Origin of the sequence: Lentzea sp. NPDC003310 (genome assembly GCF_040610935.1) — a bacterium.
Classification (GTDB): Bacteria; Actinomycetota; Actinomycetes; order Mycobacteriales; family Pseudonocardiaceae; genus Lentzea.
Genome location: NZ_JBEXNC010000008.1, coordinates 167,156 through 192,094 on the forward strand (window position 1 = coordinate 167,156; position 24,939 = coordinate 192,094).

22 protein-coding genes and 1 pseudogene are annotated in these 24,939 nt (G+C 70.8%); 5 read left to right on the top strand and 18 right to left on the bottom strand.

From position 1 onward, the window contains the following. Nucleotides 1–50: 50 nt before the first annotated feature. Nucleotides 51–839 carry a hypothetical protein gene (locus ABZX02_RS17985; protein WP_355299444.1) on the bottom strand — a complete coding sequence of 263 codons (789 nt, stop codon included), beginning with the start codon at nucleotides 837–839 and terminating at the stop codon, nucleotides 51–53. Nucleotides 840–1,093: 254 nt separating this feature from the next. Here ABZX02_RS17985 and ABZX02_RS17990 point away from each other — a divergent pair, with 254 nt between their 5' ends. The 5 genes from ABZX02_RS17990 to ABZX02_RS18010 all read left to right on the top strand — a co-directional run bounded on the left by ABZX02_RS17990 (nucleotide 1,094) and on the right by ABZX02_RS18010 (nucleotide 7,506). Then, nucleotides 1,094–3,151, top strand: a complete 2,058-nt coding sequence (locus ABZX02_RS17990; RefSeq protein WP_355299446.1) for a hypothetical protein — start codon at nucleotides 1,094–1,096, stop codon at nucleotides 3,149–3,151. Nucleotides 3,152–3,214: 63 nt separating this feature from the next. Further along, entirely contained in the window at nucleotides 3,215–3,769 is a 555-nt protein-coding gene (locus ABZX02_RS17995; protein WP_355299448.1) for an EF-hand domain-containing protein, read from the top strand. A 1-nt stretch (nucleotide 3,770) separates the two neighbouring features. Next, on the top strand, nucleotides 3,771–4,487 hold the full coding sequence (locus ABZX02_RS18000) for a GNAT family N-acetyltransferase (RefSeq protein WP_355299450.1): 717 nt from the start codon (nucleotides 3,771–3,773) through the stop codon (nucleotides 4,485–4,487). 52 nt (nucleotides 4,488–4,539) lie between these two features. Further along, nucleotides 4,540–6,933, top strand: coding sequence for an excinuclease ABC subunit UvrA (locus tag ABZX02_RS18005; protein WP_355299452.1), 2,394 nt, complete (start codon nucleotides 4,540–4,542; stop codon nucleotides 6,931–6,933). 18 nt (nucleotides 6,934–6,951) lie between these two features. Next, nucleotides 6,952–7,506, top strand: coding sequence for an EF-hand domain-containing protein (locus ABZX02_RS18010; protein WP_355299453.1), 555 nt, complete (start codon nucleotides 6,952–6,954; stop codon nucleotides 7,504–7,506). Here the strand turns inward: ABZX02_RS18010 and ABZX02_RS18015 are convergent. From ABZX02_RS18015 to ABZX02_RS18095, 17 genes and pseudogenes are all read right to left on the bottom strand, one after another. Further along, nucleotides 7,452–7,925 (bottom strand): SRPBCC family protein, encoded by a 474-nt coding sequence (locus ABZX02_RS18015; protein WP_355299455.1) that lies wholly within the window; start codon nucleotides 7,923–7,925, stop codon nucleotides 7,452–7,454. The two genes, ABZX02_RS18010 and ABZX02_RS18015, sit on opposite strands and share 55 nt — an antisense overlap. 10 nt (nucleotides 7,926–7,935) lie before the next feature. Further along, nucleotides 7,936–9,066, bottom strand: coding sequence for a Glu/Leu/Phe/Val dehydrogenase dimerization domain-containing protein (locus ABZX02_RS18020; RefSeq protein ID WP_355299457.1), 1,131 nt, complete (start codon nucleotides 9,064–9,066; stop codon nucleotides 7,936–7,938). An 11-nt stretch (nucleotides 9,067–9,077) separates the two neighbouring features. After that, nucleotides 9,078–10,094 (bottom strand): annotated as a pseudogene (gene rho, locus ABZX02_RS18025) (transcription termination factor Rho); the annotation flags it as partial. Between the two features lie 239 nt (nucleotides 10,095–10,333). Continuing rightward, on the bottom strand, nucleotides 10,334–10,891 hold the full coding sequence (locus ABZX02_RS18030) for a DUF4360 domain-containing protein (protein WP_355299459.1): 558 nt from the start codon (nucleotides 10,889–10,891) through the stop codon (nucleotides 10,334–10,336). Between the two features lie 11 nt (nucleotides 10,892–10,902). Then, nucleotides 10,903–12,900, bottom strand: a complete 1,998-nt coding sequence (locus tag ABZX02_RS18035; protein WP_355299461.1) for an acetate--CoA ligase family protein — start codon at nucleotides 12,898–12,900, stop codon at nucleotides 10,903–10,905. Beyond that, a complete protein-coding gene (locus ABZX02_RS18040; RefSeq protein ID WP_355299462.1) occupies nucleotides 12,897–14,060 on the bottom strand; it encodes an acyl-CoA dehydrogenase family protein in 1,164 nt (387 codons plus the stop codon). The genes ABZX02_RS18035 and ABZX02_RS18040 overlap by 4 nt, the downstream gene beginning before the upstream one ends. Nucleotides 14,061–14,299: 239 nt before the next feature. Further along, nucleotides 14,300–14,989: a class I SAM-dependent methyltransferase gene (locus ABZX02_RS18045; protein WP_355299464.1), complete on the bottom strand. Its 690-nt coding sequence runs from the start codon at nucleotides 14,987–14,989 to the stop codon at nucleotides 14,300–14,302. Nucleotides 14,990–15,090: 101 nt separating this feature from the next. Next, on the bottom strand, nucleotides 15,091–15,444 hold the full coding sequence (locus ABZX02_RS18050; protein ID WP_355299466.1) for a GntR family transcriptional regulator: 354 nt from the start codon (nucleotides 15,442–15,444) through the stop codon (nucleotides 15,091–15,093). Nucleotides 15,445–15,515: 71 nt separating this feature from the next. Then, nucleotides 15,516–15,821: a hypothetical protein gene (locus ABZX02_RS18055; protein WP_355299468.1), complete on the bottom strand. Its 306-nt coding sequence runs from the start codon at nucleotides 15,819–15,821 to the stop codon at nucleotides 15,516–15,518. Nucleotides 15,822–15,844: 23 nt separating this feature from the next. Continuing rightward, on the bottom strand, nucleotides 15,845–17,149 hold the full coding sequence (locus ABZX02_RS18060) for a sulfite exporter TauE/SafE family protein (protein ID WP_355299470.1): 1,305 nt from the start codon (nucleotides 17,147–17,149) through the stop codon (nucleotides 15,845–15,847). Continuing rightward, the gene (locus ABZX02_RS18065; protein ID WP_355299472.1) at nucleotides 17,146–18,174 is read right to left on the bottom strand and encodes a tetratricopeptide repeat protein; all 1,029 of its coding nucleotides are present in this window, start codon (nucleotides 18,172–18,174) and stop codon (nucleotides 17,146–17,148) included. Before ABZX02_RS18065 ends, ABZX02_RS18060 begins: the two co-directional genes overlap by 4 nt. Nucleotides 18,175–18,192: 18 nt before the next feature. Beyond that, nucleotides 18,193–19,605 carry a DUF4331 domain-containing protein gene (locus ABZX02_RS18070; RefSeq protein ID WP_355299474.1) on the bottom strand — a complete coding sequence of 471 codons (1,413 nt, stop codon included), beginning with the start codon at nucleotides 19,603–19,605 and terminating at the stop codon, nucleotides 18,193–18,195. Nucleotides 19,606–19,673: 68 nt separating this feature from the next. Beyond that, on the bottom strand, nucleotides 19,674–20,042 hold the full coding sequence (locus tag ABZX02_RS18075; RefSeq protein WP_355299476.1) for a hotdog fold domain-containing protein: 369 nt from the start codon (nucleotides 20,040–20,042) through the stop codon (nucleotides 19,674–19,676). A 26-nt stretch (nucleotides 20,043–20,068) separates the two neighbouring features. Next, a complete protein-coding gene (locus ABZX02_RS18080; RefSeq protein WP_355299477.1) occupies nucleotides 20,069–20,821 on the bottom strand; it encodes an OAM dimerization domain-containing protein in 753 nt (250 codons plus the stop codon). Continuing rightward, nucleotides 20,814–22,385: a lysine 5,6-aminomutase subunit alpha gene (locus tag ABZX02_RS18085; RefSeq protein WP_355299479.1), complete on the bottom strand. Its 1,572-nt coding sequence runs from the start codon at nucleotides 22,383–22,385 to the stop codon at nucleotides 20,814–20,816. Before ABZX02_RS18085 ends, ABZX02_RS18080 begins: the two co-directional genes overlap by 8 nt. Before the next feature lie 3 nt (nucleotides 22,386–22,388). After that, nucleotides 22,389–23,936, bottom strand: coding sequence for an amidohydrolase (locus ABZX02_RS18090; RefSeq protein WP_355299855.1), 1,548 nt, complete (start codon nucleotides 23,934–23,936; stop codon nucleotides 22,389–22,391). Beyond that, a complete protein-coding gene (locus ABZX02_RS18095) occupies nucleotides 23,929–24,939 on the bottom strand; it encodes an L-erythro-3,5-diaminohexanoate dehydrogenase (protein WP_355299481.1) in 1,011 nt (336 codons plus the stop codon). The genes ABZX02_RS18090 and ABZX02_RS18095 overlap by 8 nt, the downstream gene beginning before the upstream one ends.

The window sequence follows — 24,939 nt, forward strand, 5'->3', positions numbered from 1 at the left end:
CGGGCCCGAATTGACCTGAAAGGTGCAGGCGTAGAAGGGTTCTACGGAATTCAGCGGTTCTCGTCCACGGGGATGCCGGCCAGTTCCTCCGTCAGGCTCGTGAACGCCTCCGGCCGCACCCGGAACCACCCGTCGAACGGCTGGGTCATCCCCAGGCACAGCAAGCAGACGAACGCGAGCACGGCCGAGGTCAGGCTCATCTGCAGGATGTGCCGCTTGCGCGCGGTGAACCCGATCAGCATCGGGAACGCGATCATCGCGACGGCGCCCGCGATCGTGCCGATCAGCATGATCTTGCCGGTGTTGTCGAGGCCGCCCGCCGAGTCCAGCCGGTCGCGCCGCAGGTCGGTGATCTCGCGGACGCGTTCCAGCGACCGTTCGCGGGCGCTCTTCACCTGGTCCGGGCTCACCGGCAGCGACACGATCTCGGCGTGCAGCGAGTGGAGCGCCTCGGTGGTCGCCTCGTCCGGTTCGCCGACCGCGAGCTTGGGCCACTCCTTGTCCGCCACCAGCTTCGGGTACTCGGTGAGCAGCGCGCGGATCTGGTCGCGCTGCGGCTGCGGCATCACGGCGGTCTGCCAGTAGACGTCGGCCACGGCGGCGGCCTCGCGGGCGGCGTTGTCCTCGGCGGCGCCGCCCTCCTCCCAGACGATCACCATGTAGAAGGCCAGCGCGACGATGAACAGGCCGCTGATCACCGCCCCGAGGAAGCCGCGCGAGTCCGCGTCCCGGTCGTCGGCCTGGTCGTGGGCGCGCGAACGCCCGAACAACAGCAGGGCGATCGCCGTGACGACCACCGACGCGAGGATGATGACGAGCCCGGTCCACATGGCCTCCATCTCCCCACAGCGAGCACCGTTTGACCACAGACACCACGCTTCCCGGCACTCTTCCCCGCCCATCAAGAGCAACGGGGCGTCGATCAGGAACACGGCACGTCCACATCGGACCCCTCGCGCGGAAGTCGTTGACACGAACAGGGAAACCGAAGCGGACGGTCCTCGACGGAGAGTGAGGACGAGCTGATCGACCGCCGGTGACAACGCCGCCCAACCGTGCCAACCTGTGCGCCGACCCGACCGGAAGGCGTGGCATGCGTGTACCGATCCTCATCGCCGTCGTGCTGCTGGTCCCGCTGCTCACCCCGGGGCCGCCGGTCGCGGCGGCGGAGGTGTGGCACACGCAGTTCGACGAGGCGGTGTACGGGGACGTCACGATCGTCGGCGACTCCGTCCTGACCTGCCCCACCCCCGAGCAGGCGGGTCCCGACCCCAAGTTCCCGGTCCAGTCCTGTGTGGACGCGCTGGACCGCAGGGGGCACGGGTTGTCCGCGCTCAACAACGGCCACCGCATGTCGTGGACCGACGTCGACCGCGACCCGGCGACGTACAACTCCTCCAGCGCGCGGCTCACCATCCCGGCCGGCGCGACGGTCGCCTACGCCAAGCTCGGCTGGGCGGGCAGCGCGACCTGCCGCGACGGCGTGGTGCCGCCCGGCACACCCCGGGACCCGGTCCTCTTCAACGGCACGCGCGTCAACCCCGGCCGGTTCGCGATCGACGCGCCGGACGACCTCGCCCACACCGACAACGCCTTCTACAGCGCCGAAGCCGACGTCACCCGCGCGCTCACGAGCGGCACCGTGACGGTCGGCAACGTCTGGGCGCCGCAGGGGTTCGACTGCTTCGGCGGCTGGTCGCTCACGGTCGTGTGGAAGTTCGCGAACGCCACGCCGGCGGCTCCCGCGAAGCGGCACGTCGCGGTGCACGGCGGCCACGTCCGGCTCCCCACCCGCAAGCCGGTGCTGAGTACGCCGATCGCCCCCACCCACCCCGCCGGCGGCGTCCTGCGCGTGGGGATCACCGCGTACGAGGGCGACTGGGCCACGAGCGGCGACCAGCTGCTGGTCGACGGCACGTCGATCGGCGGGCACAACGCGTTCGTGTCGTCCGCGCAGGGTGCCGCGCACCTCAACAACATGAGCGTCGACGCGCGCACGTTCACCATCGGCGAGAACGTGCTGAAGCCCGGTTCGAAGAGCGCCGACCTGGGCTTCCGCAGGGCCGACGACGCGTTCCTGGTCCAGAACGTCGCGTGGTCGTTCCCGCTGCCCGAGCTCACGCTCGCCGTCGATCCCGAGAAGCCCGTCGCGCACGCGAAGGACACCGTCGCGCAGACCGCGACCGTCACCAACACCGGGGACGCGCCCGCCGCGGACGTGACCGTGTGCGGCCAGCAGGTCGGCACGATCGCCCCGCGCGCGACGGCGAAGCGCACCTGCTCGTCGACGGCGGCGGACGACGACTACCCCACGACGGTCGCGGTGACCGGTACCAGCCTCGCCGGCGATCCGCTCGCGACGCGGACGGCCTCGACGGTCGACGTGCTGCACCCGGCGTTGCGCGCGACCACCACGACCGAGCCGCTGACCGCGCTGCCCGAGCAGCCCGTGCGGTTCACGACGACCGTCACCAACACCGGCGACACCCCGCTGCACGGCCTCGCCGCGCGGGCGGTCGGCGGCTGCGCGCCCATGCAGGGGCAACTCGACCCCGGCGCCACGTCCACCGTGGACTGCACGGCCCCGGCGGGCGACGAGAGCGGTCCGCTCACCGCGACCGTCACCGCCGCCGACAAGATCGGCGGCAAGGTCGAGGCCTCGGCGTCGGTGCAGGTCAAGGTGATCTACCCGCGCCTCACGCTCAGCGCCGCCTGGTCGAAGGACCGGGCGCGCGACGGCGAGGTCGTCACCGTCACGGTCACCGTCGGCAACGCCTCCGACCTGCCGATCGCCGACGTCGCGGTGACCGGCGAGCCGGCCGCGTGCCGCCGGACGTTCCCCGTTGTGCAACCGCGGCAGCGCCTCACCTACACCTGCCAGGTCACCGCGCCGATGAACGCCCGGCTGACGGTGTCGGGCGCGGGCGCGGGTGGCGCGATCAGCGAGAGCGCGGTCGTGCGCATCGAGTCGGCCGAGGCCCCGCCCGCCGCGGACCCTCCCGCACCGCCGCCGGGTGAGCCCGCGCCGCCGAAGCCGGTGGCGCACGTGCAGCAGGTGTCGAAACCGGCGGTCGGCGGGGTGGCGGCGATCATCGGGATGATCGGGATGGTGGTGGTCGCGAGCGCGTTGTCGGGCCTCGGCCGCCGGTGAGGACGCGTTCACGGTCTGGACACGGGCGTGTTGATTCGGGGCCGGATGAGGTAGAAGGGTCGTGTGGAGATCACCGCCTTCCTCGCCCGCAAGCTCGCCCGCCGGTTCCGGACCTACGACTCCGACGGCGACGGCTTCATCGAGCGGGAGGACTTCACGCAGGCGGGAGAACGCACCACGAAAGCCTTCGGGCTGGCTGATGACGACCCGAAAGCCTTGCGGTTCCAGGGCGTGCTGGTCGGGCTGTGGGACCACCTCGCCTCGGTCGCCGACGCCGACCGCGACGGGCGGATCAGCCTCGCCGAGTACCAGCACGCGTTCGCGAACGGGTTGCTGGAGACACCGGAGTCGTTCGACGAGGGCTACCTGCCGTTCCTGAACGCGATCATGGCGATCGCGGACGAGGACGGCGACGGCAGGCTCACCGTCGACGAGCACGTCACGTGGACCGGCGCGCTGATGGGCCTCTCGGAGAACGACGCGCGCGGCATCCACGACCTGCTGTCCGACGAGGACGGTCTGCTGCCGACGCGGGCGCTGCTGGACGCGATCCGGGAGTTCTACTTCTCCGAGGACCCCGCCGAGGCCGGGAACTGGCTGCTGGGGTCGTTGGACTGACGTGCTGCTGAAGACGCTGCAGGAGTGCGCGGCACGGGCTCAGCCGGCCGCGCACGTCGAGGAGGCGGGCGGCTGGTGGCTGCGGCACTCCCCCGGTGACGCCTGGTGGGTGAGCGCGGTGCTGCCGCACGACCGCGAGGACCGGGTCGAGGTCGCGGAGGAGTTCTGCGCCGAACGCGGCTCCGGGGTGCGGTTCCAGATCACGCCGGGCGTGTGCGCGGACGATCTCGACCGGACACTCGGCGACCGCGGGTACGCGCGCGGTCACGACATGTCGCTGCAGATCGCGTCGACCGCCGACGTGCTGCGCCAGTCCCACTCGGACGCCGGCGAGGTGACGGCGCGGCCGACCGACGAGTGGCTCGCGGCGTGGCAGGCCGTCACGACGCGCGACGTCAGCGCCGAGCGCGACCTGCTCAGCCGTGTCGAGCACCCGTCCGCCTACGCGTACGCCCAGGTGGACGGCCAGGTGGTGGCCGTGGGCCGGGCGGTGGCCGAGGACGGGTGGGCCGGGGTGTTCGGCATGGCGACGCTGCCGCACGCACGGGGTCAGGGCGCCGCACGGTCCGTGCTCGCCGCACTGGCCTCGTGGGCGGCCCTGCGCGAGGCGAACCACATGTACCTGCAGATGGAGAAAGCGAACACGACGGCGTTCCGGTTGTACGAACGCACGGGGTTCCGCGAGGTGTGCACGTACCACTACCGGATTCGCTCCTAGGTAATCAGGAATCAAGAAGGCAGGAGCGCGGTCCCCGAGTTAGTTTGGCGCCATGACCAGGACAGCGCCGGCGCACGATGCCGACACCCACGATCTGATCCGCGTGCAGGGCGCACGCGTGAACAACCTGCGCGACGTCGACGTCGAGATCCCGAAGCGCCGCCTCACGGTCTTCACCGGCGTCTCCGGCTCGGGCAAGAGCTCGCTGGTGTTCGGCACGATCGCCGCGGAGTCGCAGCGGCTGATCAACGAGACCTACAGCGCGTTCATCCAGGGCTTCATGCCGACGCTGCCGCGGCCCGAGGTGTACCTGCTGGAGGGCATCACCACGGCGATCCTGGTCGACCAGCAGCGGATGGGCGCCGACCCGCGCTCGACCGTCGGCACCGCGACCGACGTGAACGCCATGCTGCGCATCCTGTTCAGCCGCCTCGGCGCCCCGCACATCGGCGGGCCGCAGGCGTTCTCGTTCAACGTCGCCTCGATCTCCGGCGCGGGTGCCGTGACGATCGAGAAGGGCGGCCAGAAGGTCAAGGAGCGCCGCGAGTTCTCCATCACCGGCGGCATGTGCCCGCGCTGCGAGGGCCGCGGCCAGGTCTCCGACATCGACCTGACCGAGGTCTACGACGAGACGAAGTCGATCATGGAGGGCGCCATCAAGGTGCCCGGCTACAACGTCGACAACCAGTGGACCGTGCAGACGTTCGCGCAGTCCGGTTTCATCGACCCGGCCAAGCCGATCCGCAAGTACACCAAGAAGGAACTGCACGACTTCCTGTACCGGGACCCGATCAAGATCAAGGTCAACGGCATCAACCTGACCTACGAGGGCCTGATCCCGAAGCTGCAGAAGTCCATGCTGTCGAAGGACCGCGAGGCGCTGCAGCCGCACATCCGGGCGTTCGTGGACCGCGCGGCGACGTTCGGCACCTGCCCGGACTGCGACGGCACACGCCTGACCGAGGCGGCGCGGTCGTCGAAGATCAAGGGCGTGTCCATCGCGGACCTGTGCGACATGCAGATCACGGACCTCGCGGACTGGATCCGCGGCGTGAAGGACAAGTCCGTGGCGCCGCTGATCGACAAGCTCGCGCACACGCTGGACTCGTTCGTGGAGATCGGTCTCGGCTACCTGTCGCTGAACCGCCCCGCGGGCACGCTGTCCGGCGGCGAGGCGCAGCGCGTGAAGATGATCCGGCACCTCGGCTCCGCGCTGACCGACGTGACGTACGTGTTCGACGAGCCGACGATCGGCCTGCACCCGCACGACATCGAGCGGATGAACAACCTGCTGCTCCGCCTGCGGGACAAGGGCAACACCGTGCTGGTCGTCGAGCACAAGCCCGAGACGATCGCCATCGCGGACCACATCGTCGACCTCGGTCCCGGTGCGGGTCGCAACGGCGGCACGATCTGCTTCGAGGGCTCGCTCGAGGGTCTGCGCAAGTCGGACACGGTCACCGGCCGCCACCTCGACGACCGCGCGTCGCTCAAGGAGGTGGTGCGCGAGCCCACCGGTGCGCTGGAGATCCGCGGCGCGTCCACGAACAACCTGCGCGACGTGGACGTCGACATCCCGCTCGGCGTGCTGACCGTCGTCACCGGTGTGGCGGGCTCGGGCAAGTCGTCGCTGATCCACCGGTCGCTGCCGCGCGACGCGGGCGCCATCGTCGTCGACCAGACGCCGATCAAGGGCTCGCGCCGGTCCAACCCGGCCACCTACACCGGCCTGCTGGAGCCGATCCGCAAGGCGTTCGCCAAGGCCAACGGCGTGAAGCCCGCGTTGTTCAGCGCGAACTCCGAGGGCGCGTGCCCGAACTGCAACGGCGCCGGCGTCGTGTTCACCGACCTCGGCATCATGGCGACGATCGAGTCCCCGTGCGACGTCTGCGAGGGCAAGCGGTTCGACCAGGCCGTGCTGGAGTTCAAGTTCGGCGGCCGCGACATCTCCGAGGTGCTCGCGATGCCCGTCGCGGAGGCCGTGGAGTTCTTCGGCGCGGGTGACGCTCGCACTCCGGCCGCCCACGCGATCCTGGAACGACTGCGGGACGTCGGCCTCGGCTACCTGTCGCTGGGCCAGCCGCTGACCACCCTGTCCGGCGGCGAGCGGCAGCGCCTGAAGCTCGCCACGCACATGGCCGACAAGGGCGGCGTGTACGTCCTCGACGAGCCCACGACCGGCCTGCACCTCGCCGACGTCGAACAGCTCCTCGGGCTGCTCGACCGCCTGGTCGAGTCGGGCAAGTCGGTGATCGTGATCGAGCACCACCAGGCCGTGATGGCGCACGCCGACTGGATCATCGACCTCGGTCCCGGCGCCGGTCACGACGGCGGCAAGGTCGTGTTCGAGGGCACCCCGGCCGAGCTGGTCGCCTCCCGCTCGACGCTGACCGGCGAGCACCTCGCCGACTACGTGGGGGCCCCGGCCCGCGGGAAGAAGCGCTGACGGGGTACACCTGGAGGCATGAAGATCACGGCGTTCCTCGACCGCAGGCTGACCCGCCGGTTCGACACCTACGACACCGACGGGGACGGCTACGTCGAGCGCGCGGACTTCGACCTGGCGAGCGAGCGGCTGACCTCGGCGTTCGGGCTGGACTCCGGCGACCTGAACGCCAAGCGGTTCCACGAGCAGCTGCTCGGCGTGTGGGACCACCTGGCCGCCGTGACGGACGTGAACGACGACGGGCGGATCAGCCTGGCCGAGTACCGGACGGCGTTCGTGCTCGGTCTGCTGGGCCGCCCGGAAGCGTTCGACGACGTGTACGTGCCGTACCTCGACGCGCTGCTGGCCGTCGCCGACCACGACGGTGACGGCCGGTTGGGCGTGGACGAGCACGTGCGGTGGTCGATGGCGTTGATGCACGTGTCCGAGGCGGACGCACGGGCCGTGCACGCACGGCTCGACCACGACGGCGATGGCCTCATCGGAACCGAGGACCTCCTCGCCGCGTGGCGCGCGTACTACTTCTCGGAGGACGAGGACGGGCCGGGAGCGTGGTTGCTCGGCCCGCTCTGATCCTGCTCGGCGGCCTGCTTGAGCGAGGCGGCCTCGGTCTCGACGTACCGCTTCGTCATCGCCTTCGTCAGCAGCCACCCGAAGCCCGCCAGCGGCCCCTTCAGGTCCAGCAGCAGGGTGAGCTGCGCGCCGTCCGCGTGCGGCTCGACGAGGTGCGCGGCGACGATCGTGACGCCGGGCGACTTCGACTCCCAGGTGAACGAGGCGCCGCCGGTGAGCTCGGTGACCGTCCACACCGCCTCGGACAGCCTGGGCTGCTTGAGCCTCGTGCGGGCGCCGACGTGCAGCGGCCCGTCGTCGAGGCGCTGCGCGGCGTCGACGGTCGGGATCCGCTCGGGCCAGCGTTCGACGTCGACCAGCACGGCCCAGACCTTCTCGGGCGGGGCCGCGATCGTGGAGGTGTGCTGGAAGCCTGGCATGGCGCGGAGTCTACGACCGGAAGCGCCGGTCGATCTCGACGATCGCGGCGGCGGCGCGCTGGTTCGCCGCCTGGCGCGGCGACTCGGCGTCGATGATCGACGCGACGAGGCGCCGCATGGTCGTGGCGATCTTCTCGAACGCCGACTCGGCCGTGGGCTCGACGTCTCCGAACAGGGTCCACCACCACCAGGAGTTCGTGGCGGAGTTCGCGACGACGTCCGGGACGACCAGCGCGCGCAGCCGTGCCTCGGCCGTCACCGGCATGTTGGCGGCCTCGACGACGAGCTTCGCCTTGACGCGGTGCGCGTTGTCCGCGGTGATCGCGTAGCTCGTGGCGGCGGGGACGAGGACGTCGGCTTCGACGTCGAGCCAGCTCTCGCGGTCCCGTTGCTCGTCCTCGGGACGCAGCTTCGAGCGGTCGATCGTGCCGTGCGCATCCCGTGACAGCAGAAGGGTTTCCACGTCGAGCCCGGCCGGGTTGGCGACGACGCCGTGGACGTCCGCGATGCCGACGACCCGGACGCCTGCTCGGGCGAGGTACCGCGCGGTCGCGCCGCCCATCGAGCCGAAGCCCTGCACGAACGCCGTGGGGTGGTGCAGGCCGAGGTGCTCGATGCCGGCCAGCGCGGCCTGCGCGACGCCGTAGCCGCCGACCAGTTCGTCGAGGCCGATGCCGTCGACGGTGACCGCGAACGCGTCCGCGAGCCGTTGCCGGGCCTTCTCCTCGTCGTCCAGCAGCGGGTAGACGGCCTGGATGGACGACTGGAGGCCGATCTCGGCGATGGCCTCGTCGATGGTGGACTGCCGCAGCCCCAGGTCCTCCCCCATGGTCCAGAACCGTTCGACGTAGGGCGACATGGCGTACAGGTAGGCGGTGAGGACCTGTTTCGCGCGCGGGTCGTAGGGGTCGAAGTCGATACCGCCCTTGGCGCCACCCAACGGGACGTACCGCGCCTCGGGGTCGTAGTTGAGGGCCTCCTTGGCGGTCATGCCCTCGGCCAGTCCGCGGACCTCGTCGAGCGTGCAGCCGGCGCGCATGCGCAGTCCCCCGCTGCTCACCCCGCGCACCAGCCGGTCGATGACGAGGAAACCACGCGCGCCCGTGGCCGGATCGGTCCACGTGACCTGGAGGAAGCTCATCAGTCAGTGAATCACCTCGACATCTGGAGGAGGAACTCGGCGTTGCTCCGGGTCTTGCGCAGTCCTTCGACAAGCACGTCGATGTCGCGCTCCGCCATGGCCCGCCGCACCGCGTCGGTGATGGCCAGTTCCTGCGCGGACACCAGCAGTTCCGCCTTGCGCGTGCTGGACTGGAGCAGGTCGATCGCGGGGTAGATCCGGCGCTGCGCGGCCTTGCGGTCGAGCTTCAGCTCGGCGTTGCCGGTGCTCTTGAGCTCCTCGAAGATCGCCGTGTCGGCGAGCGACCCGGTCTCCACGAGCGCGGTGGCGAAGATCGTGAGGCTGCCGCCGTTCTCGATGTTCCTGGCAGCGCCCAGGAACTGCTTCGGCGGCGTCAACGCCCTGGCGTCGATACCGCCACTGAGGATGCGTCCGCCGTTGGGCTGCGCGAGGTTGTACGCGCGCCCGAGCCTGGTCAGCGAGTCGAGCAGGATCACGACGTCCTGCCCGTCCTCCACCAGCCGTTTGGCCCGCTCCACGGCGAGCTCCGCGACGCGGATGTGCTCGTTGGGGTGCTCGTCGAACGTGGAGGTGAACATCTCGCCGGGGATGGTGGTGCGCATGTCGGTCACCTCCTCGGGCCGTTCGCCGACGAGCGCGACGATGAGGTGGACCTCGGGGTCGTTCTTGGCGACCGCCTGCGCGATCTGTTGCAGCACAACGGTCTTACCGGCCTTGGGAGGCGCCACGATCAGCGCCCGCTGCCCCTTGCCGACGGGCATGACCAGGTCGATCGCCCGGCTCGTGAGCTCGTCGGGGTCGTGTTCGAGCCGCAGCCTCTCGTTGGGGTAGAGCGGCGTCAGCTCCTCGAACCGCGGCCTCTTGTGCGGCGAGCGGCCGTTGACCGTGTCGACGCTGACGAGCTTGTCGCCCTGCGCCTCACCGCTGATCCGGTCGCCGCGCCGGAGGTCGTGCTGCCTGACGAGACTCTGCGGAACCTGAGGCCCGCCAACGAGAAACGCCTTGTTGTTGCGTACGTCGAGTACACCGATCTCCATCGGTCTGTCCTTTCAGGAGGGTTCTTTGAGGTGCGCTCCATCGACTCCGCACGCACGGCCTTCTCGCCGTGCCGGAGGAGAGCGCTGGATACAGGTCCGCCAGCGTCAGAAGCTGGAGGGTGTTCGCTGCGGATCTGAGACGGTCCAGCAGCTGATCGGAACTTACGTGCGCCTCTCGCGCACCGCCGGTTACGAACGAACCATAGCAGAGAACAACGGGAGCGCGACTGTTATTCCGCGCACTTCTTCCACGAGAGGCGGAACGTGGTGCTGACGCTGGAGTCCGTCGAGTCCATCGTCAGGAAGCTGCCGGCCCCCTTGCCGGTGACCTTGAGCTCGGTCTCCACGACCAACGGCTTCCGATCCCGGCACGGCCCGTGCGCCACCCCGCCCGGCGTGTCGGTCACCTGCCAGTTGTCGCTCATCGGCGCCTGGTACGTCCGGCTGCTGTGCCGCGTGGGGAAGCCCGGGAACCAGTAGTCGTTGCGCACCACCCCGCGCGCCTTGTCGGTCAGGTGCGCGAACCCGCGGTAGTCCGTGGCCGCGATCCCGTAGGTGTACCCGGGCGCGTCGATCCGGAGCTCGATCCGGCAGCTCCGCTTGGCCTCGCTCCCGTTGCCCTGCACCAGGAAGTCGCTGTAGGTGACGGTGAACGCCCCGCCGTCCTCGGACAGGGCCACGGTCGTGGTGCCGGCCGGGCAGCCGCTGCCGCCGACGCTCACCACGTCGATCGTCACGGGGCCGGGCGGGGGCACCAGGGAGGCCAGCAGTGCGAGCACGACCAGCATCCGGGGCCTCCTCACCTCGCTGCTGGAGAACCTACCGAGGCCCGCAATCCCGCAATCGGACCAGCGGGGATCACCAGTGCGTCCACGGCCACCACCCCGTCCGGCCCCACCCGCACGGGGTTGAGCTCGATCTCGGCCAGGTCCGGTCTGGCCGCGAGTGTCTCGGACACCCGCGCGATCACCTCCGCCAGCGCCGCGACGTCGGCTGCCGGGGCACCCCGCCACCCGGCCAGCAAGGGAGCGCACGTCAACCGGCTCACCATGTCCCGCGCGGTGGCGGGGGTGACCGGCGCCAGTTCGACCACGGTGTCCCGCAGCAGTTCCGCGTGCACACCGCCCGCGCCGACGAGGACGACCGGACCGAACGAGTGGTCCCGCCGCGCGCCGACGACCAGTTCGACGACGTGCTCGCGGGTGTCCATCTCCTCCAGCACGTACGTGCCGGGGCCGAGCCGTGCCCGCATCTCCTCGAACGCGGCCACGGGATCGGCGAGGTCGAGCCGCACGCCGCCGTGCTCGCTCTTGTGCGCGAGCCAGTCTGCCTTGAGCGCCAAAGGTCTTCGCAACGGCGAGGCGGCGACGTCCGCGGCGGTCGTGACGGCGTGGGCCTTCGGGAACTCGACGAAGTCCAGCAGGTCGCGAGCCGCGAGGTAACCGGGCCGGAACGGGGTCGCTGAAACGGTGCGCGGCCACACTTCCGCTGCGGCACCCCGAGGCGTGCTCGCGTGTCCCAGCGCGCCGACCGCGCGTTCGATCGTGAGCTGGACGGGCACACCGCCCTGCCGCAACGCGCGCACGGCGGCCGAGTCCTCGCGCATGCTGTGTACGACCACGGTGACGCCGGAGTCCCTTGCCAGCGAACAGATCCGGTCGGCGACCGCCACCTCCGCCGCCTCGAGCGACGGCGTGTCCGGGCCGTAGCTGCCGAAGTAGCCGGACAGCACGACCGAGTCGACCTCTCCCCCGCGCACCAGCACCTCGACCGCACGGGCGTAGTTGGCGAGGTCCCGTTCCCCGGAACCGGCGAGGTCGATCGGGTTGCGCCGGGACGCCCCGGCGGGCAGACCGTCCACAGCGGACAGTGCGGGCACGGTCAGCCCGGCCGCCACCGCGAGGTCCGCCGCGATCGCGCCCTGGCCGCCCGAGTCGGAGACCACACCCACCCGTGCGCCGCGCGGTGCCCCGGACGTGAGCACGGCCGCCAGGTCGACCAGCGCGGCGGGCGTCGGCACGCGGATCGCGCCGGCGCGGCGGCAGGCCGCGTCCACCACGTCCGAGGCGCTCGTCAGCGCGCCGGTGTGGGTCAGCGCCGCCTCCCGCGCGGCGGCGGACGACCCGACGGTCAGCAGCACCACGGGTTTGCCGGCTTTGCGCAGCTCCGTCATCGCGGTGACGATGCCCGGCCCGAAGCTCTCCAGGTAGAGCCCGACGGCGGTGGTGAGGTCGTGGGACACCAGGTCCAGCAGGGCTTCCGCCGCCGTCACGTCCGCCTGGTTGCCCACCGACACGAACCGCGAGACTCCGATTCCCGACGCCGCCGCGAGTCCCGCGATCTCCAGGCCGACCTGCCCGCTCTGCGACACCACCCCGAGCGACCCGGCCTGGAACCGACCCCAGGCGAGGTGCAGCGACGTCGCCGCGTCGAACACGCCGAGGCAGTTCGGCCCGAGCAGCCGCGCGCCCGCCTCGCGGATCCGGCTGATCACGCCGTCGTCGATGCCCGCCGTGATGCCGACGAAGCCGCGCACCCCGGCGGCCAGCGCCTCGTCGACGACGGCGGGCACGTGCGCCGCGGGAACGGCCAGCACGACGAGCTCGGGGGCTTCGTCCAGTTCGGACAGTGACCGCACGGTCGGCCGCCCCAGCACGGCACCCCCACCGCGGTTCACGAGGTGCACGGCCCGCCGGTCGTGCCCGACCAGGGCGCCGCGCGCGAGCCAGTGGCCCCACTTGGCGGGGTCGTCACTCGCCCCGACGACGGCGACGGACGCGGGATCGGAGAAGATCATCTCGCACCGAGGCCGCGGGAGATGATCAGGCGCTGGATGTCCGAGGTGCCTTCCTCGATCTCCTCGAGCTTCGCGTCGCGCATCCAGCGCTCGACGGGGTACTCCCGCGAGTACCCGTAGCCCCCCAACGTCTGCACGGCCGCGTGCGTGCACCACATCGCGTTCTCCGAGCCGACGAGCTTCGCCATCGCCGCCTCCTGCGTCACCGCGTGCCCCTCGTCGTACAACGTCGCCGCGCGCACCGCCAGCAGGTGCGAGGTGTCGATGCGCGTGGCCATGTCCGCGAGCCGGAACGCCACCGCCTGGTGCCGCGAGATCGGCACCCCGAACTGCACGCGCTCCGCCGCGTACGACGTGGCGAAGTCCAGCGCCGCACGGGCGAGCCCCGTCGTGGCCGCGCCGATGAGGACGCGCGACGCGTCGAAAGTCCGCATCAGCCCCGAGAACCCCTGTCCCTCGGCACCGAGCCGGTCCTCCACCGGCACCCGCACGTCGTCGAGGAACACCTCGGCGTTGACGATCGCGCGCTGCCCCATCTTGCGCAACGGCGGCCCGACCGTCAGCCCCGGCGCCGACCGCGGCACGACGAACGCCGTGACACCGCGGGACCTCAACGCCGGGTCCACCGTCGCGAAGACCACGAACATCTCCGCGTACGGCGCGTTGGAGATCCAGGTCTTCTGCCCGTTGAGGACGTACTCGTCCCCCTCCCGCCGCGCCGACGTCCGGATGCTCGCGGCGTCCGACCCGCTCGCGGGCTCCGTGACGGCGACGGCGGTGAGCGGCGGCCGGTCCGTCCCGAGTGGACCGAGGAACCGCTCCTGCTGCTCGGGGGTGCCGAGCTGCTCGACCGGCGCGCCGAAGAACCCGTTGGAGGTCACCAGGTTGCCGATGCCGATGTCCCCGTGGCACAGCTCTTCCTGGACAAGCACCTGGGTCAGCAGGCTCACCCCACCGCCGCCGACCTTCTCGGGCAGCATGAACGAGGTCAGCCCGAGCGCGGCCGCCTTCTCCCACACGTCGAGCGGCGACTCGACGTCGGCCTCGTCGACGGCGCGCCCGCGCGGCCGGATCTCCCTGGCGGCGAACTCCCGCGCCAGCTCGACGAACTGCTCCTGCTCGGCCGAGAGCCGCAGCCCGTCGCGGACGGTCCGCCCCATCGCGCTACTCCTAGTTTGACTGACGAGTCAGTTATTCACGATCCACGGGGCAGCCTAGCTCCGAGACGACGTCTCGGCAGGGTCGCGAACGGGTGACTACCAGCGCAAACGGGCCACGGCGCGGTGGGGCGAGACGGACTAACGGTGCGTGCGCGGCGATGGTGATCACCTGCATGGAGCAGCCCGCCGTCTCACGAGGAACGGCTGTGGCGGGACCACAGCACCCGGACCTCCCGCCGCTAACCCCAGCTCATCGCGCACACGCTGGACTCCACCGAGTCGGAGAACACCGCACCGGGGAACACCGCCCCGTACTCCCGCCGGAACTCCTGACGGCTCAACACGTGCGCCTCCGCCGCCAGGTCACGCCACTGCGCGTGCCGCTTCAACCGCACCGCCGCCAGCGCGTCCCCGACCGACCGCCCGGCCACCCCGGCCCGGACCGCGCCGCGCACCGTGCGCCCGAGCCGATACGCGCGGAACGCCAGCGGATTCGCGGCCCACGACGGGGTGTGCCGGACGACGTCGATGATCACCACCTGGCCGCCGGGCCGCACGAGACGCCGCACGTGCGCCAGGTACGCGGCCGGGTCCGGGCCCAGGTAGTGCAGGGTGTTGACGCTGAGCACGACGTCGAAGACGCCCAGCCGGTCCGGTGTCGCGTCCCACAGGTCGGCCACCTCGACCTTCACGGTCGGGAACCGGGCGCGGGCCAGGTCGGCCATGCGCGGTGAGGCGTCGACGCCGACGACCTCCCCGCACCGGTCGGTCAGGAGGTCGAGGAACCGGCCGGAGCCGCACCCCAGGTCCACCGCCCTGCCGCCGGACGCGGGCAGCACGCCCGAGATCCAGCGGCGGAAGCGGTCCTGGGTCAGGGACGCGAACCTGTCGTACAGGTCCGCGATCGGGTCGAACGTCGCGTCGGACATGCGGCGCACCTTCATGATCACGTGGCAACAACGCGACCATGGTGCTGACCTTTGTGGAACGTCGCTGTTCCAGAAACCGCACTGCACCCGGAAGAGTGTGACTAGGACCTCAGGGCCGCGCGCACGATCTCCATCGCCTCCTGCGACGAGAGGCCCAGCTCCGCGGACATCGCCGCGTACTGGGCCGCCGCCGCGCGCACCCGCTCGCGGTTGCTGTCGCCGTTCGCGCTGACCACGGTGCCGGCGCGGCCCCTGGTCTCCACGAGCCCGGCCTCCTCCAGCTCGCGGTAGGCGCGCGCCACCGTGTTCACCGCGAGGCCCAGGTCCTTCGCCAGGGCACGAACCGTCGGGAGCTTGGCGCCCACCGGCAGTTCGCGGTTCGAGATGGCGTGCGCGTAGTGCACGCGCACCTGCTCGTACGGAGGTGTCTCCCCCTGGTGATCGATCTTCACCACGCCGCGTCCTCCCCGGATGTAGCCACGTCTGTATTGACCAACGGGAGAACGCGGCGAAGGTTGCGGTCGATTCAGCGGAGATTGTTCTGCTCGGCACCCATCCGCACGTACAGCTCGCGCCAGCCCTGGTCGGCCTCGGTCGCGGATCTGCCGTCGCAGTAGGGCTTCGCCCCGTTCGACGTGTAGTAGCGCAGGATCGACAACGAGACGACGGTGTCCCAGTTCCCCTCGTCGAAGTACTCCTTCCCCGGTGTCTGCTCCTGGTGCTTCATGCAGGAGATGTCCGACTGCTGCTCGTCGTCGAACTGCGCGGTCGCGGTACCCCCGGTGGAGCACGCGGCCAGCGCGAACGCGGCGAGCACGATCAGCTTCTTCATGGTTCTTCCTCCTCGGTTGACGACTAACCGGCCAGCGCGCGCGTGGCCAGACCGACTCCGACGACCACCACCAGGGCCGCCGTGCCCACCGGTGCGAGGTCCGCAACCCGGCGGAACCGGGCCAGGCGCGGCCCGAAGCGGTCCCGCAGCGAGACGAGCAGCAGGCCGGCGGCGGTGAGCGTGGCCGCCATGCCCAGGCCGTACGCGAGCACCAGCACCACGCCGAACCACGTCCGGCCCAGCGCGACGGCGCCCAGCAGCACGACCAGCGCCGACGGGGACGGCACCAGCCCTCCGGCGATCCCCATCCCGACGAGCCCCGCCCGGCGGTGCCCATGGCCGTGGCCGTGTCCGTGCCCGTGACCATGTCCGTGGTCGTGCCGCGTACGACCACGGGAGCGCACCGCCGAGCGGAGCAGCACTCCTCCGACCACCGCGACCAGCAGGCCGCTCGCGATGCCGAGCCAGCGCAACACCGACTCGCCCGCGACCGCGCTGGACGCGCTGATCAGCAGCCCCAACACCAGGACACCCGCCGTGTGGGTGGTGGTGACGGTGGCGCCGACGAGGAATGCGTCGCGGCGGGTTCCCCTCGAACCCGCCAGGTAGGCGGCCATCACGGTCTTGCCGTGGCCGGGCAGCGCCGCGTGCGACGCGCCCAGCACCAGAGACAGCAGGACCGCACCGATCCCGACCACCGGGGTGAGATCACCCACCAGTCCGACGGCCGCCTTCGTGGCTTCTCCCAGTGCTCCCGGCGGGGCGACGACCGTGCCCTCGCCGGGTTGTGCCAGGAACCGCACCGCCCGGACGTCCAGCGGCGACGACAGCAGGTCGTCCGGGTAGGCGCGCAGTTCGTCGCTGACCGACTCGGCCGGCGCCCCGGACACGGCGACGCCGACCCCCACGACGGTGATCTCGCGCCAGCCGGGCTTGTCCTTCAGGTACGAGTCGCTGAACGTCACCTCGACCTCGCCGCGCGAGGGCAGCGGTGCGGTGTACTCGCACGTCAGGCGCATGGTGGGGAGACCGGCCTCCCCCGGCGGGCGCACGACGTCCGCGTCGCTCACCTCGAACCGCAGCGCCTGCTCGTCGGCCATGGCGTTCAACGACTTCGAGCGCTCGGCGCACCTCTTGCGGGCGTCGACGAACTCGCGGTCCTGCAGCGTCGGGATCTCCGCACTGTCCACAACGGACCTGAGCTCGATCCGGTCGGCGAACACCGTCAGCCCGTCGTAGTGGTTCACGCTCAGGTTGCTCAACGGGTGCGCCTGCGCGACCCCGCCCATAAGCAGCATCCCGAACAGGGTCAGCAGCAGGACTCTCATCTCAGGCTCCCCAGGATCGCCTCGCGGTGCCGCAGCACGTCCGGATCACGCCAGCCGAGCGACACCGCGCGGTCCGAGTACGGCACCGCCTCCGCGGATCTCCCGTTGACGTGCAACGCCCAGGCCAGCGCGTCCGCCGTGAAGACGCTCTGCCGCTTGCCCCACTCCTTCTCCGCGTATCGCAACGCCTCCGCGGGATCACCGTGGTCAGCGGCGATCAGGGCTGCCGTGAGGTCGTCACCGCCCAACGCCCGCAACTGCTGCAACGCGAGGTCGAACTGCGCCCGCGCCTCGACCGGCTGACCGGCCTCGTCCAGCGCCTTGCCGTAGCGGACGAGGTGTTCCGGGGACGACGCCCTCGCGGCCAGCTGTCGCGTGGTCTCCACCGACTCGTCGGTCCGTCCCGCCAGCTTGTCCAGGTGCAGCCGGCAGAACTCGGCCTCGTCCGGCGAGGACGCCGTCTCCAGCGCCCGCTCCAACGCCCCGCGCGCCTCGTCCAGCCGGCCGCGCAGCTCGAAGTGGTAGGCGGCGCGGGTGAACGACGCGACCCCCGGCCGCAGGTCCAGCATCCGTTGCAGCGCAACGGAAGCACCGGCGTCGTCGCCGAGCTGCGTCAGCGCGTCGACCAGCACGCCCTGCGCCGCGGCGTTGTCCGGCAGCACGGTCGCCGCCCGCCGACCCCACTCGCGGGCGGCCGCGAAGTCGTGCCGGGCGTTGGCGAGAGCGCCGCGCCCGATGTACGCCTCACCGTTGCCCTCGGGCTTGAGCCGCAACGACTCGGTGAGCGCCTTCTCGGCGCGGGCGTAGTGCTGGGGGTCGAAGGTGACGCGGGCGAGCTCCACCTGCGTCACGCCGAGGCCGGCCCACGCCGCGGCGTCCTCGGGGGTCCGGCGGAGCTTGGCCTGCAACGACTCGGCGTTGCGCTGCAGGGAGGAGGTCTGCGTGGCGGCGGGGGTCGCCGCCTGCGGGGAGGCGCAGGCGGCGACCGCGAAAAGGGCAGCCAGCAGCGGAAGAACTTTCCACATTTGGAGGCACCTTCGCTTTTAGCGGGAGTTGACCGCGCGATTGCTGGGCAGTCCGACGTACGGGAAACGGTCACCGAAGCGGACGTCGTTGGCGTTCACCCGGTCGCCCTTGGCGAGCGCCGGCACGAGCTTGCCGGTCAGCGCCGCCCCGACCACGGCCTGGATCTCGATGTCCACGACGTCGTCGGTGAGCCTGCGGCCGTTCGGGAACCCCTGCAGGTCCCCGCCGAGCACCCCGAGCCGGTTGGGGTTCTTCGACACCGGCGTGGACATGTTGAGCCGCAGCATCTCCGACGGCTGGAACCGCTTCGGGTCCACGTCAGCGTTGTTCAGCTGCGAGTTGAGGTCGGCCTTGATCGGGCCGCCGGCCTTGGTGGTGATGCCGGTCAGGAAGATCTCCACGAGGTCGGCCCTCGGCGTCTTCGGCGCGGGGATGCCGTAGATCGTCTGGATCAGCCGGGCCAGCTCCGGGTCGTTCACCCGGTCCAGCAGCGCTTGGACCTTCGCGTCGTTGACCGGCTCGAGGCCGTTGAACGCGTCCTTGAGCGGCGCGGACGACACCACCTCGTTGACCAGCGGGTTGCCTAGCCTCGACACCTGCACGAAGTTGCCCTGCGGGGTCGCCTTGCCGGGGTCGAGCTTCAGCGTGCGGCGCTCGGTGTCGCTCCACACGCCGATCACGGGGTTGCGCTTCGGGTCGCCCTTGAGCGCGAGCATCGTCTTCGGCACCTGGATGGCGATGGTGTTGACGTTGTAGCCCATCAGGGTGTCCTGGTTGACCTCCTTCAGGTTCCCGCCGTAGAGCAGGTCGAACACCCGCAGGTCCAGGAAGAACGAGTCCTCGGACGGTCCGGCGTAGACCTGGCCGCCACCGGGGATCTTCGTCGTCGCCTGGTCCCTGATGGCGCCGAAGTTCGGGAACGACGCGGGACCGGTGTTCGACGGCGCCGCACGGCCGCCCTTGACGAGCTTCGTCGTCTTGCCGGGCTCGATCAGCTCGAGGTCGTAGTTCTGGCGGAACAACAGGTTGTCGTCGTTGATGGAGGTGACGGGCCCGTTGTTGTAGAGGAAGGTGTTCGCTTTGCCCCGCCGGTCGTCGGTGCTGAACGTGAACCGGAACGTCTTGTCCGGCACGGCGTCGCCGTCCGCGTCGACGTTGACGTCGTAGCGCGCGTCGGTGGCCCAGGGGTAGTAGTTGGGGCCACCGTTGGGTTCCTGCAGGCCGAACCAGTTCGCGACGAGCGTGACGGTGTCGGGTCTGTCGGGGCTGGTGAAGGCGTACACGTCGGTGTTGTCGACCGCCGGGTCGGCCGCGATCAGCGGGGCCTCGCGGTGGCTGGAGGCCTGTGCCGCCGGAATCGCCGCGGCCACCGCGACCACGGCCGCGGCGATGGCACCGCGGCGTAATCGCTGTTTGTTGTTACTTGGCATTGTCCTGCTCCCTTCCCACGGCGGGGATTCGGAGCAGGACGTCAGCCGGTTCGAACTAATTTTTCGAGTTATTCCGCGGCTTTTGGCGCGACGACCGTGCCGCGAGCCCTCGTTACGACGATCGGCTCAGCGAGCAGGTCGGCCGCCGACGGACCGCGTTCGGGCGCCGACCGGCACACCACGCGCGCCTCGAACTCGATCTCGCGAGACCGCTTTCCGATGCGCACCAGGGTCGCCGACGCCTCGATGACGTCACCGGCCTGGATCGGCGCCACGAACTCGACGGAGCTGTACCCCGCGAACAGCCCCTCGTCGGAGTCCGTGTGGATGAGCAGTTCGGTGGCGACGTCACCGAACATGCCGAGACCGTAGGCACCGTCGACCAGATTGCCGCCGTAGTGCGCGTGCGAGTGCGGCACGTAACGCCGGTGCGTCACAGAGAAACCTTCGACCAAAGCCCCGCTCACGCGGCGACCCCCTTCTTTGCCTGCATCGCGTGCACCAGGTAGCTCGCGACCTCACCCGGCGTGGTACCCCGGGAGAAAACCCGATCAACCCCCAACTCGCCCGCCATCAGCGGGTCGAAGCGCGGTCCGCCCGCCACGAGCAGCGGCCGCCGGTCCCCCATCGCCTCGCGGAACGCGGCCGACATCTCCTGCGTGTTCAGGATGTGCGCGTCCCGCTGCGTGACGACCTGCGAGATCAGCACGGCGTCCGCCTTCTCGGCGCGGGCGCTGCGAACCAGCTCGGGGACGCTCACCTGCGCGCCGAGGTTCACGACCTTCAGCTCGCGGTAGTACTCGAGGCCCTTCTCGCCCGCGAAGCCCTTGATGTTGAGGATCGCGTCGATGCCGACCGTGTGCGCGTCGGTGCCGATGCACCCGCCGACCACGACCAGCTTGCGCCGCAACACCTTCTTCAGCGCACTGTTCACTTCGGACGGGGAAAGCAGCGGATACTCGCGCTCGACGACCTTGACCTCGTCGAGGTCCACGAGGTGCTTCACCGAGCCGTAGACCACGAAGAACGTGAAGTCGTCGCCGATGGGGTTCGAGTGGACCACCATCGCGGGGTCCATGCCCATCTTGTTCGCGAGCTGCAGCGCCGCGCCGTCCGCCTTGGGGCCGAACGGGATCGGCAGCGTGAACGACGTCTGGATCATGCCGTCGCCGGTGGTGTCGCCGTACGGCCGCACGTACCTCTTGGCGTCAGACATCGCTCGCCTCCAGCATCTCGCTCGCCGGGTTGAAGTACCCCTCGGCCTTCTCGACCACGCCGTCGGCGCCCTTCCCCTTGTCCGCCGGGCGTTTCATCAACCCGAACGTGCCGTCGGCGATGGCGTTGAGCAGGCCGTCGTCCACGATCCGCTCGAGCAGGTCGACGGCCTCGCCGAGCACCTGGTGGGCGCGCTTGACGATGAGCCCGTCCGGCGAGGGGCGGAAGTCCTCGGCGAGGCTGCCCGCCGCGTTCAGCACGTACCGGACGTTCTTCAGAGCGAGGTCGCGGTCGGAGAGGAACGGCGTCACGACGGCCTCGGTCATCATGCCGACGAGCAGGATCGACTGTCCTGTCAGGACACCCGCGAGGTTGAAGAACCCGTCCAGCAGGTAGCCGTCGAAGACGTCGCCGGTCATGTGCTTGGTCGGCGGCATCCACTTGAGCGGCGCGTCCGGGAAGAGCTCGCGGGCCAGCAGCGCGTGCGCGAGCTCGAGCCGGAACGAGTCGGGCACGTTCGGGTTGATCTCGAAGGCGTGCCCGAGGCCCAGCAGGTGGTCGGGCAGTCCCGCCTCGTGGGCGAAGTGCTCGTTCAGCAACTGGGAGACCGTGACGGTGTGCGCGGCGTCGACGGCGTCCGCGGTGGTGAGGTAGTTGTCCTCGCCGGTGTTGATGATGATGCCGGCGCGGGCGTGGACCTGGCGGCTGAACCGCTGGTCGACGAACGTGCGGATCGGGTTGATGTCGCGGAAGAGGATGCCGTACATCGAGTCGTTCAGCATCATGTCGAGGCGCTGGAGTCCGGCCAGCACGGCGATCTCCGGCATGCACAGGCCGGACGCGTAGTTGGTCAGCCGCACGTACCGGCCGACCTCCTTCGACACGTCGTCGAGCGCCGCGCGCATGATCCGGAAGTTCTCCTGCGTGGCGTACGTGCCCGCGAACCCGTGGTGCGTGGCGCCTTCCGGCACGTAGTCGAGCAGCGACTGCCCGGTCGAGCGGATCACGGCGATGATGTCGGCGCCCGCGCGGGCCGCGTTCTTGGCCTGGACGACGTCCTCGTCGATGTCGCCGGTCGCGACGATCAGGTAGATCCACGGGCGTTGCGCGGGGTCACCGAGCTTGGTGATCAGCTTGTCGCGCTGGGCCTTGTTGCGGTCGACTGTCTTGAGTCCTCTTGCGACGGCGGACGTCGAGGCCTTCCGCGCCGCGGTGAGGTCCTTGCCGGTCGGGATCTCGAACCGGATCTGGCCCGCCGCCGTGGCTTCGGCGAGCTCGGTGAGAGTGCCGAGATTGTGCTGCTTGAGCGCGTGGAACGCCGGCAGCACCACGCCGTGCTCCAGCCCGCACTGCTCGCGCACGGTGTCGATGACGCGGTTGACCCACGGGACGTCACCGGCGCGGTGCGTGGAGTCCGCGCCGGTGATGCCCGCGAGGCGGAGGGTGGCGCGCTCGACGGCGACGGTGGTGTGCGCCTTCGCGAGGGACACCACCGGTTCGGCCGCCCGCGCGGCCAATCCGCGCGCGGTGGCGACCACCTTGGGGTCGAGGTCGAGCAACGCCATCTGTCACTTCCTCTCGTAGATCGTCCGGCCGTTCAGGACGGTGCGCACGCAGACCGGTGCCGGTCCGGTGAGGTCGGGGAGTCCGGGCACGCCCGAACGGGGGTCGGTCGACCAGCGCTGCACCCGCGCGTCGGACCCGGCGACGACGAGGTCCCCGGTCTCCCACACCGCGTACGTCGCGGGCGCGCCGGGCTGCAGCGTGCCGGTCAGGCCGTCGTTCACGCCTGCCGCGCGCCAGCCACCCCGCGTGTGGGCGGTGAACGCGGCGCGCGGCGAGACGCCGTGGCCGTCGGTCCGGTGGTGCACGGCGGCCTTGACCGCGGCCCACGGGTCGATGGCGGTCACCGGGGTGTCCGAGCCGAACGCGAGCACGACGCCCGCGGCGGCGAGCCGGGAGAAGGGGTTGAGCCCCACCCCGCGCTCCGCGCCGAGCCGCTGGGCGTACATGCCGGTGGGACCGCCCCACTCGGCGTCGAACAACGGCTGGACGGACGCGACGACACCCCACCCGGCCAGTTTCTCGGCCTGTTCCTTCGTCACCATCTCGACGTGCTCGAGGCGGTGGCGCGCGGAGGCGAGCTCAGGCGTGCCGAGCACCTTCTCCGCGATCGCGAAGCCCTCGACCACGGCGGCCATGGCCGCGTCGCCGATGACGTGGAAGCCCGCCTGCACCCCCAGCTCGGTGCACTTGACCAAGTGGTCGGCGATCTGGCGGGCGTCGAGGTAGAGCGCCCCGGACGTGGCGGCGTCGGCGTACGGCTCGGTCAGCGCGGCCGTGCGGGAGCCGAGCGCGCCGTCGACGAAGTGGTCTCCGGCGAGCCCACGCACCGTGACGTCCGGCAGGTCGTGGCCACCCCAGTAGGCCACGACCTCCGGACCCTCGGCGTGCGTGAGGAGCTCGCGCAGGTCGTCCTCGCCGGAGATGTCAGGTCCCGCGCACTCGTGCACGGACGCGATGCCCTGCGACGCCGCGTAGCGCAGGAACGCCAGCTGCGCGGCTTGACGCTGTTCGGGCGTGATGGCCGCTTTCGCCGTGCCACGCACATGGTGGTGCGCGGCCCGCGAGAGAGGACCGTCGTCCGAGAAGCCATCGGCCGTGCGCGCCTCATCGGTGACGAGGTCCGACGAGACGAGAGCGGAGTGCACGTCGATGCGCGACAGGTACACCGTCTTACCTTGCGCGGCGTCGTCGATCTCCGCGCGCGTCGGAGGCCTGTTCTCCGGCCAGCGCGTCTCGTCCCACCCGTGCCCCCACACGAGGGGACCCTCGGCGGCGCGCACCTGCTGGAGCAGTTCGTCCGCCGAGGACGTCTTGGTCAGGTCGAGGCCGGTCAGCAGCAGGCCGGCGGACGTGGCGTGCACGTGCGCGTCGACGAACGCGGGCGCGACGAACGCGCCGTCCAGCTCGATGACCTCGGCGTCCGGGTGCAGCGCATGCCCGACCGAGTCCTGTCCGATCCACACGACGACACCGTCCGTGACGGCCATCGCCGTCGCATCCGGTGCGTAGATGCGGCCGCCGACCAAAAGTTGCGTACTCACGTCACGCAGTCTGCCGTTGCTCGAACAGGGCCCGCACACCCGCCCGGCTCCGGACCAGGTCCAACGCGAACTGGGCGTGACCAGGCACATAGCCGTTGCCGACGAGCATCTCCACGTCCGCCGCGAGACCCTCCGCTCCCAAAGCGGCGGCGCTGAACGAGGTCGCCATGGAGAAGAAGATCACGGTGCCGCCATCGGCCGTGGCGAGGATCGCGCCGTGCTCGCACCCGGCGACGTCCACACACACGACCGTGACATCGACCTGCTTGCCCACAGCCTCGGCCACGGCCACGGGGTTACGTGCGTCAGCGATGACGACCTCGTCCGCGAGGCCGGACTCACGCACCTGCGCAGCCTCACGCTCCGAGGGCACCAACGCGACGAGGCGCGACGCACCGGCCTCACGCGCAGCCGCAAGAGAGAGCGACCCGGACTTACCGCCACCACCCAACACCAGCACCGACGCGTTGTCGTGCTTGCGCACCACACGGTCCGTCAGAGCCGGTGCACCACACACGTCGAGCACGGACAACGCCAGCTCGTTCGACATGTCGTCGGGCAACACGGCCGCGATGGACCGCCCGAACAGCACGGCGGTCCCTCGGCACGGCACCTGCTCGTCCTCGCCGTCCCAGTCCTGCAACCCGTCGGTGATCCGCAGCGGCGTCAGCGTGAGGCTGACCAGCGTCGCGATCCGGTCACCGGCCTTCAGCCCGAGCGGCGACTCCGGCCCGACCTCGAGCACGGTGCCGAGCAGCATGCCGCCCGAGCCCGTGACCGGGTTCTGCATCTTGCCCCGCTCGCCGACGATGTCGAGCACGGCCTGCCGCACCGCCTCGCCGCTGCCGTGCTGCTCCCTGAGCTGCCGGAACGAGGCCGCGTCGAGATTGAGCCGCTCGACCGCGACGATCACCTCGTCGGGAGCGGGCACGGGGTCCGCGTCGAGCCGCCAGGCCTGCTGCGGCAGCACACCGGCGGGCTCGATGACGCGGTGCAGTCCGTACGCGCTCAC

Bases quoted from the DNA above. Each gene is read 5' to 3' on its own strand.
- ABZX02_RS17985 (WP_355299444.1), bottom strand. From the start codon at position 839: ATGGAGGCCATGTGGACCGGGCTCGTCATCATCCTCGCGTCGGTGGTC.
- ABZX02_RS17990 (WP_355299446.1), top strand. From the start codon at position 1,094: ATGCGTGTACCGATCCTCATCGCCGTCGTGCTGCTGGTCCCGCTGCTC.
- ABZX02_RS18005 (WP_355299452.1), top strand. From the start codon at position 4,540: ATGACCAGGACAGCGCCGGCGCACGATGCCGACACCCACGATCTGATC.
- ABZX02_RS18010 (WP_355299453.1), top strand. From the start codon at position 6,952: ATGAAGATCACGGCGTTCCTCGACCGCAGGCTGACCCGCCGGTTCGAC.
- ABZX02_RS18015 (WP_355299455.1), bottom strand. From the start codon at position 7,925: ATGCCAGGCTTCCAGCACACCTCCACGATCGCGGCCCCGCCCGAGAAG.
- ABZX02_RS18020 (WP_355299457.1), bottom strand. From the start codon at position 9,066: ATGAGCTTCCTCCAGGTCACGTGGACCGATCCGGCCACGGGCGCGCGT.
- ABZX02_RS18030 (WP_355299459.1), bottom strand. From the start codon at position 10,891: ATGCTGGTCGTGCTCGCACTGCTGGCCTCCCTGGTGCCCCCGCCCGGC.
- ABZX02_RS18035 (WP_355299461.1), bottom strand. From the start codon at position 12,900: ATGATCTTCTCCGATCCCGCGTCCGTCGCCGTCGTCGGGGCGAGTGAC.
- ABZX02_RS18040 (WP_355299462.1), bottom strand. From the start codon at position 14,060: ATGGGGCGGACCGTCCGCGACGGGCTGCGGCTCTCGGCCGAGCAGGAG.
- ABZX02_RS18045 (WP_355299464.1), bottom strand. From the start codon at position 14,989: ATGTCCGACGCGACGTTCGACCCGATCGCGGACCTGTACGACAGGTTC.
- ABZX02_RS18055 (WP_355299468.1), bottom strand. From the start codon at position 15,821: ATGAAGAAGCTGATCGTGCTCGCCGCGTTCGCGCTGGCCGCGTGCTCC.
- ABZX02_RS18060 (WP_355299470.1), bottom strand. From the start codon at position 17,149: ATGAGAGTCCTGCTGCTGACCCTGTTCGGGATGCTGCTTATGGGCGGG.
- ABZX02_RS18065 (WP_355299472.1), bottom strand. From the start codon at position 18,174: ATGTGGAAAGTTCTTCCGCTGCTGGCTGCCCTTTTCGCGGTCGCCGCC.
- ABZX02_RS18070 (WP_355299474.1), bottom strand. From the start codon at position 19,605: ATGCCAAGTAACAACAAACAGCGATTACGCCGCGGTGCCATCGCCGCG.
- ABZX02_RS18080 (WP_355299477.1), bottom strand. From the start codon at position 20,821: ATGTCTGACGCCAAGAGGTACGTGCGGCCGTACGGCGACACCACCGGC.
- ABZX02_RS18085 (WP_355299479.1), bottom strand. From the start codon at position 22,385: ATGGCGTTGCTCGACCTCGACCCCAAGGTGGTCGCCACCGCGCGCGGA.